8 protein-coding genes are annotated in these 14,317 nt (G+C 65.7%); all 8 read left to right on the top strand.

Going from position 1 to position 14,317, the window contains the following annotated elements; genetic code table 11:
* The first annotated feature begins 3 nt into the window (after nt 1-3).
* The 8 genes from ACLJEU_RS14120 (at nt 4) to ACLJEU_RS14085 (ending at nt 14,244) form a co-directional block, all read left to right on the top strand.
* Entirely contained in the window at nt 4-1,041 is a 1,038-nt protein-coding gene (locus tag ACLJEU_RS14120; protein WP_414661806.1) for a carbohydrate kinase family protein, read from the top strand.
* Nucleotides 1,038-2,534: a hypothetical protein gene (locus tag ACLJEU_RS14115; RefSeq protein WP_414661807.1), complete on the top strand. Its 1,497-nt coding sequence runs from the start codon at nt 1,038-1,040 to the stop codon at nt 2,532-2,534. Before ACLJEU_RS14120 ends, ACLJEU_RS14115 begins: the two co-directional genes overlap by 4 nt.
* Before the next feature lie 34 nt (nt 2,535-2,568).
* Nucleotides 2,569-5,733, top strand: a complete 3,165-nt coding sequence (locus ACLJEU_RS14110; RefSeq protein ID WP_414661808.1) for a TonB-dependent receptor — start codon at nt 2,569-2,571, stop codon at nt 5,731-5,733.
* Nucleotides 5,734-5,779: 46 nt separating this feature from the next.
* A complete protein-coding gene (locus ACLJEU_RS14105; RefSeq protein ID WP_414661809.1) occupies nt 5,780-7,180 on the top strand; it encodes a hypothetical protein in 1,401 nt (466 codons plus the stop codon).
* A 95-nt stretch (nt 7,181-7,275) separates the two neighbouring features.
* A complete protein-coding gene (locus ACLJEU_RS14100; RefSeq protein ID WP_414661810.1) occupies nt 7,276-9,024 on the top strand; it encodes an SGNH/GDSL hydrolase family protein in 1,749 nt (582 codons plus the stop codon).
* A 19-nt stretch (nt 9,025-9,043) separates the two neighbouring features.
* Nucleotides 9,044-10,510 (top strand): sulfatase family protein, encoded by a 1,467-nt coding sequence (locus ACLJEU_RS14095; RefSeq protein ID WP_414661811.1) that lies wholly within the window; start codon nt 9,044-9,046, stop codon nt 10,508-10,510.
* A 47-nt stretch (nt 10,511-10,557) separates the two neighbouring features.
* Nucleotides 10,558-12,675, top strand: a complete 2,118-nt coding sequence (locus tag ACLJEU_RS14090) for an alpha/beta hydrolase (protein WP_414661812.1) — start codon at nt 10,558-10,560, stop codon at nt 12,673-12,675.
* 219 nt (nt 12,676-12,894) lie between these two features.
* Complete coding sequence (locus tag ACLJEU_RS14085) at nt 12,895-14,244, top strand: DegT/DnrJ/EryC1/StrS family aminotransferase (RefSeq protein WP_414661813.1); 1,350 nt, start codon at nt 12,895-12,897, stop codon at nt 14,242-14,244.
* The last annotated feature ends 73 nt before the right edge of the window (nt 14,245-14,317 follow it).

The following is a 14,317-nucleotide window of genomic DNA, read 5'->3' as shown; positions in this document are numbered from 1 at the left end:
GCCATGAGTGCGTCCACGTCGGCCCGCTCGGGCCTCATCGCCGGTGGCAATTGGATCGTCGATCACGTCAAACTGATCGATCGCTGGCCGTCGCAGGACGCTCTCGCGAATATCCGCAACCAGTTTTCCAGCAACGGCGGCTCGCCTTACAATGTGCTGAAGAACCTCGCGCGGCTCGGTGCGACGTTTCCGCTCGAGGCAGTTGGGCTCGTGGGCGACGACGAGGCGGGGCGTTTCATCCGGGCGGACTGTGCGGCGCACCGCATTGATCTCAAACAACTCGGCACCTCGGCCACCGCGCCGACGTCGTACACCGACGTCATGACGGAGCAGGGGAGCGGCCGCCGCACGTTCTTCCACTGCCGAGGCGCGAATGCGGAGCTGGCGCCGGTGCACTTCGATTTTTCGCGGACGTGCGCGCGGGTGTTTCATCTGGGCTATCTGCTGCTCCTCGACGGCCTCGATGCGCCGAGCGCGACCGCACCCACGGCAGCGGTGGACGTGCTGCGTGCGGCGCGGGCGGCGGGGCTGAAGATTTCCGCCGATGTGGTGAGCGAGCAGAGCGATCGCTTTGCGACGATTGTGCGCCCGGCACTGCCGGAACTGGATTACCTGTTTCTCAACGAATTCGAGCTCGCGCAGATCACCGGCATCGCGACTGCGGTGGGTGGAACGATCGATCCGGCCGCGATTGTGCGCGGAGCGGAAGAGGTGCTGCGGGGCGGCGTGCGCGAGTGGGTGTTCGTGCATTTTCCCGCGGCGGTGCTGGCGTGCGGAGCTCGCGGCGAACGTCTCTGGCAACCGTCGTTGCGTGTCCCCGCGAACTTCGTGCAGGGCGCCGCGGGGGCGGGCGATGCGCTGGCCAGCGGCGTGCTGTACGGGCTGCATGACGGTTGGACGGTGCCTGATTCGCTCCGTCTCGGCGTGTGCGCCGCGGCGGCGTCGCTGGCCCATCCCACCTGCTCGGAAGGCGTGCAGACTCGCGCCGCGTGCGAAGCGCTCGCCACCCGTTTCGGTTTCAACCCCGCGCCCGTCCCATGAAAACCATCGCCCCGTGGTGTCTGCTGATTCTTTCGATCCTGGTTGCTCCGCTCTGCGGTGCCGCTGATGCGGTGAAGCCCGAGTTCCGCGCGGGCGCGGACCGCGTGGATATCACGCCCGATCTTGGGATCCTGATCGTGGGCAGTTTCAGTCCGACGCCCGCGACGCACGTGCACGATCCGCTCTATGCACGCACGCTCGTGCTGGATGACGGTTCGACGCGACTGGCCTTCGTGGTCGTCGACAACGTGGGCCTGCCGCAGGTTGTGTGTGACGAGGCGAAGCGCCTGATCACGGAAAAGACCGGGCTGCCGAATTCGCACGTGCTGATTTCGTCGACCCACACTCACTCCGGTGGTTCGGCGCGCGAGCGGACGGATACGAAGGCCGAGGAGATTCGCGACGGCTTCACCGGCAAGCTGCCGCCCCTGGCGCCGTACCAGCAGTTCATCGCGCGCCGGATTTCCGATAGTGTGCGCGTGGCCATCAACCGGTTGGAGCCGGCCAAAATCGGCTGGGGCGTGGGCAACGATCCGACGCACGTATTCAATCGTCGCTGGTACGTGAAGTCGGAGGAAAACAGGCGGAATCCTTTCGGCGGCGTGGATACGGTGCGCATGAATCCGCCCTCAAATCCGAACGAGCTGATCAAGCCGGCCGGTCCGACCGACCCGGAAATTTCTTTCGTGTCGGTGCAGGCGAAGAGCGGCCGGCCGATTGCGCTGCTCGCGAACTACTCGCTTCATTATGTCGGGGGCATTCCCATCGGGGTGATCTCCGGCGATTACTTTGGCGTGTTCGATCAACGCATCGGCGAGATGCTGGGCGCGACCAACCGCAACGACCCGCCCTTCGTCGGGCTGCTGTCGAACGGCACGAGTGGCAATATCAACAACATCAATTTCCGCCAGCGCGGTCCGGCGATGGCGCCGTACGAGAAGATGCACAAGGTGGCCAACGCCGTTGCGGCCGAAGTGTACCGCGTGTATCAGACTTTGCCGCACCACGACTGGGTGAAGCTCGACGCGCGTTACGAGGAGATCGCCCTCGCACCGCGGCGGCCGACCCCGGAGATGGTCGACTATGCGAAGAAAGTCCTCGCCAAGCCAGCCGGTGAGAAACCGTGGCATGTCAACGAAGCAACCTACGCACGCAGCGTGCTGATGGCGGTGAATGCGCCGGGCGAAGCGCGCGTGCCGCTGCAAGCGTTTCGGATTGGCGACCTCGGCATAGCGGCGACGCCGATCGAGACGTTTGTCGAGGTCGGATTGGAGATCAAAGCGAAGACGCCGTTTGCGAAATCGTTCACAATCTCGATCGCCAACGGCGCCTTCGGCTACATGCCCACGCCCGAGCAGCATAAGCTCGGTGGATACGAGAGCTGGCTGGGCACGAATCGCGTCGAGTTCGAGGCCGCGCCGAAAATGGTCACGCGGCTGCTCGCCATGATGGGCGAGATGCGCGGCGCCGACGCGCCTGCCACCCGGCCCTGAAATTTCGTCATGCACCTGAAAACCCCTTCAGCTTATGCATTGCCTCCCACTGCGCCTCCACCGGCGTGTCGTTCGTTTGCGTGACCTGCCGCTGCTGGCGTCGCTCTTCCTTCACTTTATTTTCTCCTCGCTTGATGTCGCCGGTGCGGACGTTCCGCCGCCGGGGCGCGGTGCCACGGGCGCGATTGCCGGCCGCGTCGAGCATGCGGCGACCGGGCAGTCGCTGCATAACGCCCGCGTCGCGGTGGCGGGCAGCGACCTGCTCGTCTTCACCGATGAATCGGGCGCGTACCGGCTGGCCGGCGTGCCCGCGGGTCCGGTCGTGCTGCGGATCTTTTTCACCGGACTCGCGCCGGCCGAAGTCACGGTGACGGTTCCGGCCGGAGGCCAGGTCAGGCGCGATGCGGCGCTCGAACGCATGGCCGGCGAGTCCGGGCCGGGCGTGGTGAAGCTCGGGGCGTTCGTCGTGGCGGATTCCCGCGAGATGGATCCCGAGACCATCGCGATCAACGAGCAGCGGTTTTCGCCCAACATCAAGAACGTCGTCGCCGCGGGCGCGTTTGGCGACATCGCCGAGGGCAACGTCGGCGAGTTCATGAAGTATCTGCCGAGCGTCACCGCCGACTTCGCCGATCCGACCATCCTCTCGATTTCGGTCCGCGGCTTGAACTCCTACCTCACCACCGTCACGTCCGATGGCGCGCAGATGTCGAATGCGCATTACGGTGGTTCGACGCGGGTGTTTCAGTTCGAGCAGGTCTCGATCAACAATATCGCGCGCGTCGAGCTGACGAAGATCCCCGCGCCCTCGCAGCCGGCGGATACGCTCGGCGGCACCGTGAACATGGTCAGCAAGAGCGCGTTTGAGCGGCGCAAGGCGCAACTCAGCTACCGGCTGTACCTCTCGGCCAACCAGGGTGATTTGACGACCGCGCGCGTCCCGCACTCCTTCGAGGAACGGCACCGGCGCGTGCTGCCGAATGCGGACTTCAACTACACGCTGCCGGTCAACGATCGCTTCGGCATCGTGGTGTCAGGGCTGACTTCGAATCAGTTCAACGATCTTTTCGTGTCGGCCAACGTGTTCAACGCGACCGCGGTCGGCACGGGCGCGACGTTCGCCCGGCCGTATTTTCAGCAACACATCCTGCAGGACGCGCCTCGCTTCACCTACCGGAATTCGCTCAGCCTGAAAGCGGACTGGCGCGTGACGCCCAACGCGGTGCTTTCGGCCAGCGTGCAGGCCAACAAATTTTGGAATTTCAATGGCATGCACCAGATGACGTCGAACGCCGGCACTGTCGCGACCTCCACGGTGGCGGGCGGCGTGCCGTTGCAGTTCGGCCCCGATCGGACCGTGGGCGCCACGGGGCGCGGCGGCGTCACACTCGACGGCCAGTTCTTCAACATTCGCGGCGCGACCAAGGCGGGGAATGTGCGTTATCGCTTCGACAACGGCGGCTGGCGGGTCGAGTCGACCGTCAGCGCGTCGGGCTCGCGCACTTACTTTCGTGATACGGACGCCGGGCATTTCTTCAGCACGACCTCGACGCTCACCGGACCGTTGCGCGTCACCTACTCCGCGATCACGCCGGACGGTCCCGGCGCGATGGAGACATTCAACAATGCGGGGCAGGTGATCGACTATCACAATATTGCCAACTACCGGCTGACGACGGCGACGTCGTCGTTGCGTGACATCAAGGACGATGTCCGGACGGTGGATCTCAGCGCGCGGCGACAGTTGACGCTGTTTGCGATTCCAGCGGCGTTTCAGATCGGCGGCGCGCAGCGTTTCCAGAAACGGGATACGCGCCGCGCGGACAGCAGCTGGACCTACAATGGCCCGGATGGAAATCCGAACACGGCGGACACCCCGGCGCCCTACGCCGCGCAAGTGTACCGGAATCGCGAGGCGAATTTCGGCTTCGTCGACATCCCGTGGGTCTCGCCGCACCGGGCCTGGCAGGCGTTTCAGCAGACGCCGTCGTTGTTTTCCAAAACCGCCGCGCAGGTGGTGACCGCCGAGACCTTCCGCATCACGAATTCGGAGGTCTTCGAGGAAACGGTCAACGCGGCGTTCGTGCAGGGCGAGTTTCGGCTGTTCAGGAACCGGCTCAATGTCGTCACCGGTGTCCGGTACGAAGAGACCACCGGCAAGGGCCGCGGCGCGTTGGTCGAACCCACCGCGGTGTTTTTGCGCAATGCCGACGGGTCGTTCGCGCACAACGCCGCGGGCGCGCGGATTCGCCGCCCGGAGGCGGGTGCCGTCGGTTCGATTGAGGAGTTGCGGCTGGTGCGCACCGAGCGCGGGGCGCGCGCCGAACGCTCCTATGACGGCTTTTATCCGAGCGTGCACCTGACGGCCAACGCCACCGAGAACGTCCTCGTGCGCGCGGCGTATGCGAAGACCTATGGCCGGCCGAACTTCAACCAGATCATCGCCAACGCGACCGTGAATGAATTCGACGCCGAAGACGGCGAGCTCGGCGGCACGATCAGCCTGCGCAATCCCGGGTTGCGTCCGTGGAGCGCGGACAACTTCGAGCTCTCGCTCGAATACTACACGCGGCTCGGGGGCATGGCCAGCGTCGGGGTCTTCCGCAAGGACGTGAAGAACTTCTTCGCCTCGGGCGTGCGCATCGCGACGGCGAAGGATTTGGCCGAGCTCGATCTCGACCCGCGCTATCTGGGCTGGCAGCTGACCACGCAGTACAACGCCGGCAGCGCGCGCATGTCGGGCATCGAGGTGAACTTGAAGCACACGTTGAGTCCCTTGGGCCGGTGGGCGCGCGGCCTCGAGGTGTTTGCGAACGGCACGAAGCTCGACCTGGACGCTGGCGACCAGGCGGGATTCGCGAATGTGATTTCCGGCAGCGCGAACTGGGGTTTCACGTTCACACGAAATCCCATGACGCTGATGGCCAAGTGGAATTATCGCGGCCTGACGCGCGGCACGCGCATTCCCGGCGTGGGAGTTGCTGACGGCTACCAATGGGACCAGGCGCGCACGACCCTCGATCTGAATCTCGACTACCGCCTGTCGGCGCGAATCGGATTGTTTGCCAACGCCCGCAATGCGCTTGGGGAAAACCCCGTGGCCTTGCGCTACGGCGGCGAGACGCCCGCGTACGCGCGGCAGTTCCGCGTCCAGCAGCACGGCGGCCAATACGCGCTGGGGCTGAAGGGCACGTTTTGAAACCCAGGCCTTCGACGCACCCCGTGTTTTCATCCTGCTCCCGTCCATGAAATTCTCCTCCCTGGTCAGGCTGCTTCCGGTCTTCGCGGTCTGTGCCGCCACCGGCCTCGCGCAGCCGTTCCGCTTTGGCACCGCCGTCGTCGACCTGACGCCGCCGCCACTGATGCCCTTCCACGCGCCGCAACGGCCACCCTATCCCACGACGCCCGCCGAGGGCGTCCACGATCCGTTGCAGGCGAAGGCGATCGTCTTCGAGAGCGGCGGGGTGAAGGCCGCGATCGTGGCGTGCGACATGACGAGCATTCCGATTCACATCACCGCCGCCGCGCGGGTGCATGTGGGGAAGATCTCATCGGTGCCGCCGGAGAACGTGATGATCACGGCGACGCACACGCACACCACGCCGAACATCCGGCCGCGCTTTGCGCGCACCGCGACGCCGGAGCAGCGCAAGGTCATGGACGCGTATCTCGAGGAGATGCCCAAGCGCATCGCGGAAAGCGTGCGCGCCGCGGAAGCCAACCTGGTGGCGGCGCGGCTGCAGGCGGCGATGGGCGAGGTGAAGGGCGTGGCCTTCAACCGGCGTTTTCTGATGAAGGACGGATCCGTCGTTTCCAACCCCGCGAAGGGGCGCGACGAAGGCCTGGTCGATGTCGTCCGCGCGGCGGGCCCGACCGATCCGGCGTTGCCCGTGCTCTATTTCGCGACGGCGGAGGGCAAGCCGCTGGCCACGGTCATCAATTTTGCGATGCACCTCGATACGACCGGCGGGCAGCGCTACTCGGCGGACTATCCACACCAGATCGCCAAGATCCTGGCCGATGTGAAGGGCCCGGACATGGTGACGCACTTCACGATCGGGGCGGCGGGAAACATCAATCATTACTACCTGCTCGATCCCAAGCGTCCGCGCCGCGTGAAAGGCTACGACGAGGCGGCGCGGATCGGAACACTCCTCGCGGCGGAAGTCGTGCGTTGCTATGAACGCCTTGAGCCGCTGCCGACGGCGACGTTGAAGGTGTCGCGTGAAGTCCTGCGCCTGAAGATTCTCGAGGAGAAGTCGCCGGCGCTGGCGGCGCAGTTTGGCAACAAGCCGGTCTTCCACGATGGCGAGATGACGATTTCGCTGGTGGATGGCGCGTACACCTTCGAGGCGGAGGTCATGGTCATCGCGCTGGGCGACGAGCTCGCGTTTGTCGGCCTGCCGGGCGAGATGTTCGTCGAGCTTGGCTTCATGGTGAAACAGGGTTCTCCCTATCAGTACACCGTGGTCAACACGCTCGCCAACGGCGCCATCGGCTACGTCGCCAATCGCAAGGCGTATCGGGAAGGCAGTTACGGCGCTTCGCCCGGCACGACGCGTTCGAATCCCGGTTCCGGCGAAGCGCTCGTCGACTCCGCCCTGCGTCAACTGATCGCCCTGCGCGACATGAAACCCACGCCATGAATTCACTGTATTGCGGCCTCTCATTCAGGAGCGCAGGCGTCCCGCCTGCTTCGATCCGATGCCGGCCGGAGGCCGGCATTCCCGCTGCACGCGGCGTGGGTACGCTCCACGGGCATTCACGCTCAAGGCTCAAGCCGATTGGCGTGCTGGCGTGCGCCATCCTGCTGATGGGGACGAGTGCGCTGTGGGCCGCGGCGGCGCCCAAGCTCGCGTGGCACGACCTCGCGTCCTGGGACGTTGAAGGCAAAGGCTGGACCGATACCAAACAGCGCTACGATCGCTTGCCGGCCAAGGCGGAGGGCGTCGTCCGCGGGCCCGTGTGGTCGCTCGCGCAGGATTCCGCGGGGCTGCGTTTTCGTTTCGTGACGGATGCGGCCGAAATCAGCGCGCGCTGGACGCTGCGGAAGGGCGACCGCCTCGCGTTGCCCCACATGCCGGCGACAGGCGTCAGCGGACTCGATCTTTACGTGCGCGACGCGGGACGCTGGAAATGGATCGGTGCCGGCCGGCCGGAGAAGGCGACCAACGAACGCTCGCTGGTCCGCGGCCTCACTCCGGGCGTGAAGCGCGAATACCTGCTTTATCTTCCGCTCTATAACGGCGTCGCGGCGATTGAACTCGGTGTGCCGGAGGGGACGACGCTCGAACGGGCGCCCGATCGCGACGCCGGCCGCAAGCCGGTCGTGTTTTATGGCACCTCGATCCTGCAGGGCGGCTGCGCGTCGCGTCCCGGCATGGCTTATCCGGCGATCGTCGGACGCCTGCTCGACTGGCCCACGATCAACCTGGGCTTTAGCGGCAACGGCAAGAGCGAGCCCGAGATGGCGCAGCTGTTCGCCGAGCTCGATCCCGCGGCCTATGTCCTCGACAGCCTGCCGAATCTTGATGTCGCGCAAGTGAAGGAGCGGGTCGAGCCGTTCGTGCGCACGCTGCGCGCGGCGCGACCGACCACGCCGATCGTTCTCGTGGAGAATGTCAGCTATGCGGATGCGGGCTTCGTCGAATCGAAGCGGCGCAAGGTGGCCGACGCCAACGCGTATCTGCGCGGGCTGTACGACCGCTTGAAGAAGGCCGGGGACAAGCACCTGTTCTATGTTCCCGCGTCTCACCTGCTGGGCGCCGATGGCGACGATACCGTCGACGGCGTGCACCCGACGGACCTTGGGTTTCAACGCATGGCGCAGGGCGCGGCACCGTTCATTCGCGAGGCGATGGTAGCGTCCGGCGCGACCGTCACCGACGAGGAAGGGTTCGTCGCGCTGTTCGATGGCAAGACGCTCAACGGCTGGACGCAGCATGATGGCATGCCGCCCCTGCATCTCGCGGGCAAATGGTGGGTGGAGGACGGCCAGCTGCTCGGCACGCAGGATCCCCCGGGCAAGGGCGGACTGCTCTGGGTGGATCGTCCGTTCACCGATTTCATTTTGAAGCTGCAGGTGAAGCTGACGTATCCGATGGACACCGGCATCTTCGTACGGGTCGGTCCGGACGGTCGCAGTCATCAGATCACGCTCGATTACCGGCCCGGGTCGGATGTCGGCGCGATCTTCATCCCGTTCATCGGCCACGCCTACGTGCAGCGCAATCCCGAGGGCGCGCGCCTCGTGCGCAATGGCGACTGGAACGACGTCGAGGTGCGCATGGAGGGCGAGCCGGCGCGCATTCGCGTATGGATGAACGATCGCCTGCTGACGGACTTTCAACACACCGAGCAAACCACCCGCGGCGTGCCTGCGCAGGGTGGCATCGCCTTGCAGGTGCACCCCGACGTGCCGAATCTCACGGTCTGGAAAGCGGGCGAGAGCGTTCGTTTCCGAAACATTCGCATCCGCGAACTCAAGTAGCAGTCGCCATCATTCTCCTATGCACCTTCGACTCATCTTTCCCGGGACGCGTGCGATCCTCGGCCTTGCTCTCGCGTGCTTAGCCGGCGCAGTTGCGCTCGCGCCACTGCAGGCCGCGTCCGCGAACCTGCAGCCCAACATCGTTTTCATCCTCGTGGACGATGTGCGCTGGGATGATCTGGGCGTCACGGGGCATCCCTTCGTGAAGACGCCGCACATCGATCGAATCGCGAAGGAGGGCGCGCTGTTTCGAAACGTCTTTGCGACGACGGTGATCTGTTCGCCCAGTCGGGCCAATATTCTCACCGGCGTGCAAACGCGCGCGCACGGGATCGTCGACAACACCGATCGCAGCGCGGCCAGCCACCGGCTCGCGACTTTTCCCCAGGGCCTGCAGCGCGCCGGCTACGAGACCGCGTTCGTGGGGAAGTGGCACATGGGCAACGACGACTCGCGGCGGCCGGGCTTTGACCACTGGGTCTGCCTGAAGGGGCAGGGATCCAGCTTCGATCCCGAGCTCAACGTGAACGGCAAGGCGGTGAACACGAAAGGCTATGTGACCGACGTGCTGGGCGATCAGGCGCTCGAGTTTCTCAAGGCGAAACACGAGAAACCGTTCCTGCTTTATTTCGCCCACAAGGCCGTGCACCCGGAGTCGGTGCAGCGCGCCGACGGTTCACTCTCCGATCCGACCCTGTCGAATTTCATTCCCGCGGATCGCCACAAGACGCTGTATGCGGGCGCGAAAGTGCCGCGACGGCCGAATGCGTTGTCGGCTCCCACTGGCAAGCCCGCGTTGCTGCGCGAAATTCCCGGATTGGAGCCGCTCGGTCCGAAGACGGGATCGAGCGACGAGGTGATTTTGAATCGTCTGCGCATGCTCGCGGCGGTGGACGAGAGCACGGGGAAGTTGCTGCAGGCGCTCGAGGCCACGGGACAGTTGGACCGCACGCTGATCGTGTTCACCAGCGATCACGGCTATTTCTACGGCGAGCACGGCCTGAGCATCGAGCGCCGGCTGGCCTACGAGGAAGGCATACGCATCCCGCTGTTCGTGCGCTATCCGCCGTTGATCAAGGCCGGGACGCGGCGCAACCAGATGGCGCTGACGCTCGATTTTGCGCCGACGCTGCTCGAGGTGGCCGGAGCGCCGATTCCCGCGGTGATGCAGGGCAAGTCGCTCGTCCCGCTGTTCGCGCAGAACGGGCCGGCGCTGCGCGAGGCGATTTTCGTCGAGCATTTTTCCGAGAACGTGTTTCCCCGCACGCGCAAGATGGGTTACCAGGCCGTGCGCACCGAGGCGTGGAAGTACATTCACTATGTCGACCTGCCGGACTCGGACGAACTCTACGATCTGAACCGTGATCCGTATGAGATGAGGAATCTGATCGCGTCGGCCGGAGCTGCCGCCGAACTCACGCGCTTGAAGGCGGAACTCGCGCGCCAGTTGCAAAGCGCGGCCGGACCGGGCACGAAGTCGAACTAGCAGCGCGCGCCGCCGCGCACGCTCCCTCAGTCACCCCGAAAACCTCCATGAAAAAGAACCCCGATCCAGCCCCCGATCATCTGCTCAGCCGCCGCACCCTGCTCCAGCGGGGAGGATTGGGTTTGGTGGGATTGTCCGCCCTGCCGCTCGGCGGCGCTGGCCTGATCGCGGCGGAGCCAAAGAAGAAGGCGGCGACGGCGGCGCCCACGACCGATCTGGTGCCGCTGCAGCGTTTCCCCCGCACGGTTCAGGAATATTACGTGCGTCGCGTTCGCGCTGAGGAGCGCGCGGGTGAGATGCGCCGCGCGGCCCTGCGCACGAAGGCCGCCGCCGAAGCCTACGTGCGCGACGTGCGCACGAAGATCCAGCAGTGTTTCGGTCCGTTCCCGGCCAGGACGCCGTTGAATGCGCGCGTCACGCGCGTGCTGGATCGCGACGGCTACAAGATCGAAAACGTGATCTTCGAGAGTCGTCCTGGATTTCCGGTGACGGCCAATCTCTATGTGCCGACGGGCCGCAACCGGCCGATGCCGGGCGTCATCGGCACTTGCGGCCACTCGGACAACGGCAAGGCGGCGGACGCGTACCAGTCGTTCGCGCAGGGCCTCGCGCGCCAGGGTTACGTCGTGCTGATCTTCGATCCGATGGGGCAGGGCGAGCGGCTGCAGCACGTCGATGCGGCGCTGAAGGCGCGGCATGGGGTGGGGACGAACGAGCACAACTACGAGGGCAATCGCATGACGCTCTCGGGCGAGTTCATCGGATCCTGGTTCGCGTGGGACGCCATCCGCGCGCTCGACTATCTGCTCACGCGACCCGAGGTGGATCCGAAGCACATCGGACTCACGGGCAATTCCGGTGGCGGCACGCAGGCGACCTGGCTATGCGCGCTCGAGCCGCGGTTCACGATGGCGGCGCCCAGCTGTTTCGTGACCACGTGGCGGCGCAACATCGAGAACGAGGAGATTGCGGACTTCGAACAATGCCCGCCGCGCGTGCTCGCCATGGGACTCGACCACGCGGACTTCATCGTGGCGATGGCGCCGAAGCCCGTCATCCTGATGGGCCAGGAGAAGGACTTCTTTGACGCGCGCGGGCTCGAGGAAGCGTTTGGCCGCGTGCGCGCGATCTACCGCCTCCTGGGGGCCGAGGACAAGGTGCGGCACTTCGTCGGACCGGATTACCACGGCTACTCGCAGGCGAACCGCGAGGCGATGTACGGCTGGTTCAACGGCCAGACCGGCATCGTCGCCGGACCGAAGGAGCCCGCACTCACGCTCGAGAAGGGCGACGCCCTGCTGTGCACCGCGAAAGGCCAGGTCGGCGAGGCCGCGGTGACCACGGCGTTCACGATCCTGCGCGATGAGGTGGCGAAGAAACAGGCTGCGCGCGGGACGCCTGGTGGGGAGGCGTTGCAGCGCGCGCTGACGACGACGCTCAAGCTGCCGGCGCGCACGGGCGTGCCCGATTACCGGATACTGCGTCCCCTGACGGGCCGCGCGTATCCTAAGCGTTATGCCGCGACCTATGCCGTGGAAACCGAACCCGAGGTGCACGCGATCGTCTACCGGCTCAATGACGCGCCGCTGACCTCACGGCCGCCGCGCGGCGAAAAGCGCGCCGTGCTGTACGTGGCGCATGGTTCGGCCGACGGCGAGTTGCGCACCGAGCCGATGATCAAGGACGTGATCGCCGCGGAGCCGTCGGCCGCGATCTTTGCGTGTGACGTGCGGGGAGTGGGCGAGACCCAGCCACTGGTGTCCACGCGCGGTTTCGCGACGAACTATGGTGGAAACTATTTCCACGCCGCCTGCGGCCTGATGTTCGATTATCCCGTGGCAGGCCAGCGCACCTTCGACGTGCTGCGCGTCATCGACTGGCTGCGCGATCAGGGCCACGACGACGTCCACGTGGTCGCCCGGGGCTGGGGCGCGCTTCCGGCGACGTTCGCCGCCGTGCTGCATCCCGCGGTGAAACAGGTGACGCTGAAGCAGGCGCTCACCAGTTATGCCGAGGTAGCGACGACGGCGGACTACAACTGGCCGCTCGCGGCGCTCGTGCCGGACGTGTTGCGCAGCTTTGATTTGCCGGACTGCTATCGTGCCCTCGAGGCGAAGCGGCTGCGGCAGATCGATCCCGTTGGTGCAGCCGGGCTGCCAGCATGAGCGCGCCGGCGCGAAGGGGCTTGATCGCAGGGGTAGGGGCGCTCCTCGGGTGCGCCCCTACAGAGCTTTGTTTCGTCGAGTGGCGAAGCCGGCGCGAATTCTCCTTGCGCGACTGTCGCCCGGGACTAAGTAACCATCTGGTTAACACAGGATCGGAGGCGCGGCGGATGCTCGCCGCGGTTGGCCGGTCGCCCACACGTCCGTCATCCCACGCCCGCCATGTCATCTCCCTTCACGCGCCGGAAGTTCATCCAAGCCAACTCGGTCGCGTTGCTCGCGACGCAGCTGCCTGCCGGCGGCGCGGCGGCGGAAACGGCCGCTGATCCCGACAAGCTGGCGAAGGCCGGGGGCGCGAAGGCCGTCAAGGCCAAGCCTGGCCGGCGGGTGCGGTGGGACGACCGCGAGAAGCAGCAGCTCGGCAGCGCCGTGGATCAGGCATCGTTGTTCTACTGGGCTGGCGGCAAACCGAACCAGCAGACCGGACTCTTCATCGAGCGCTTCAAGCAGTATTGTCCGAGCGAGCACGTGGTCACGTGTTCCTCCGGCACGGCGGCGCTGCACATCGCGATTGCGGCGGCCGGCATCGGGCCGGGCGACGAGGTGATCACCACGCCGATCACGGATATCGGCACCGTGACGGGGATTCTCTTTCAGCAGGGCGTGCCGGTGTTCGCCGACCTGGGTGCATCGACGTACAATCTGGATCCGGCGTCGGTCGAGCGCAGCATCACGCTGCGCACCAAGGCGATCATCGCGGTGCACCTGACCGGCGCGCCGTGCGACATGTCCGCGCTGCAGGCGATCGCGCAGAAGCATAACCTGGTGCTAATCGAGGACTGCGCCCAGGCGTGGGGCGCGCAGGTCCGCGGCAAACCGGTGGGATCGTTTGGGCATGTGGCGTGTTACTCACTGATGGATTCGAAGCACATTTGCGCCGGCGATGGCGGCGTGGTGGCCTCGAGTGACAAGCGGATCGGGCCGGCGTTGCTGAAGTTTTCCGACAAGGGCAACGACCGCATGGCGCCCGGCAACGCGTGGGACAAGACCGGCGTGCTCGCGACCAACTACCGCATGAGCGAACTGCAGGCCGCGTTTGCCGCGGTGCAGCTGCAGCGCCTCGAGGGCATTGCGTCGAAGCGGGCCGCGCTGGGTCGGCTGCTGATTGAAGGCATCGGTAATCTGCCGGCGGTGCTGCCGCCGCGCATCGCCGCGGCGGATCGCGCAACGTTCTGGTTCTTCTACTTCCGATTGAAGCTGGATCGGCTGAAGTGCAATCGGGCGGAGTTCGTCGAAGCCCTGCGCGCCGAGGGCGTGTCGTGCAATGCGGGCTATATTCCCGTGCCGGTGTACAAGCTGCCGTATTTCCAGCAGCACTCGTTCTTTGCCGGCCGGTGGCCGATCAAGGAGCTGGGTCTCACCGCGATGGATTACACCAAGGTAAAATGCCCCGAGGCCGAGGCGATTCTCAGCACGGGAATCCAAATGCCGCTGCACGAGGCGATGGACGAGGCTTTGATCCGCGAGAGCGCCGCTGCGATTCGCAAGGTCGCGAAGGCCTACACGACGTAGCGCATTCTTCGGCGCCCGCTTAACCCTGGAGCGCCGGCCTTCGGCCGGCATCGGATAGAAGCAGACGGGACGG

The sequence above is a fragment of the Terrisphaera buseokensis genome (assembly GCF_047521145.2).
Taxonomy (GTDB): Bacteria; Verrucomicrobiota; Verrucomicrobiia; order Opitutales; family Opitutaceae; genus ER46.
This window is presented reverse-complemented; position numbering and strand designations above follow the sequence as displayed.

Bases quoted from the DNA above. Each gene is read 5' to 3' on its own strand.
- ACLJEU_RS14115 (WP_414661807.1), top strand. From the start codon at position 1,038: ATGAAAACCATCGCCCCGTGGTGTCTGCTGATTCTTTCGATCCTGGTT.
- ACLJEU_RS14090 (WP_414661812.1), top strand. From the start codon at position 10,558: ATGAAAAAGAACCCCGATCCAGCCCCCGATCATCTGCTCAGCCGCCGC.
- ACLJEU_RS14110 (WP_414661808.1), top strand. From the start codon at position 2,569: ATGCATTGCCTCCCACTGCGCCTCCACCGGCGTGTCGTTCGTTTGCGT.
- ACLJEU_RS14085 (WP_414661813.1), top strand. From the start codon at position 12,895: ATGTCATCTCCCTTCACGCGCCGGAAGTTCATCCAAGCCAACTCGGTC.
- ACLJEU_RS14120 (WP_414661806.1), top strand. From the start codon at position 4: ATGAGTGCGTCCACGTCGGCCCGCTCGGGCCTCATCGCCGGTGGCAAT.
- ACLJEU_RS14105 (WP_414661809.1), top strand. From the start codon at position 5,780: ATGAAATTCTCCTCCCTGGTCAGGCTGCTTCCGGTCTTCGCGGTCTGT.
- ACLJEU_RS14095 (WP_414661811.1), top strand. From the start codon at position 9,044: ATGCACCTTCGACTCATCTTTCCCGGGACGCGTGCGATCCTCGGCCTT.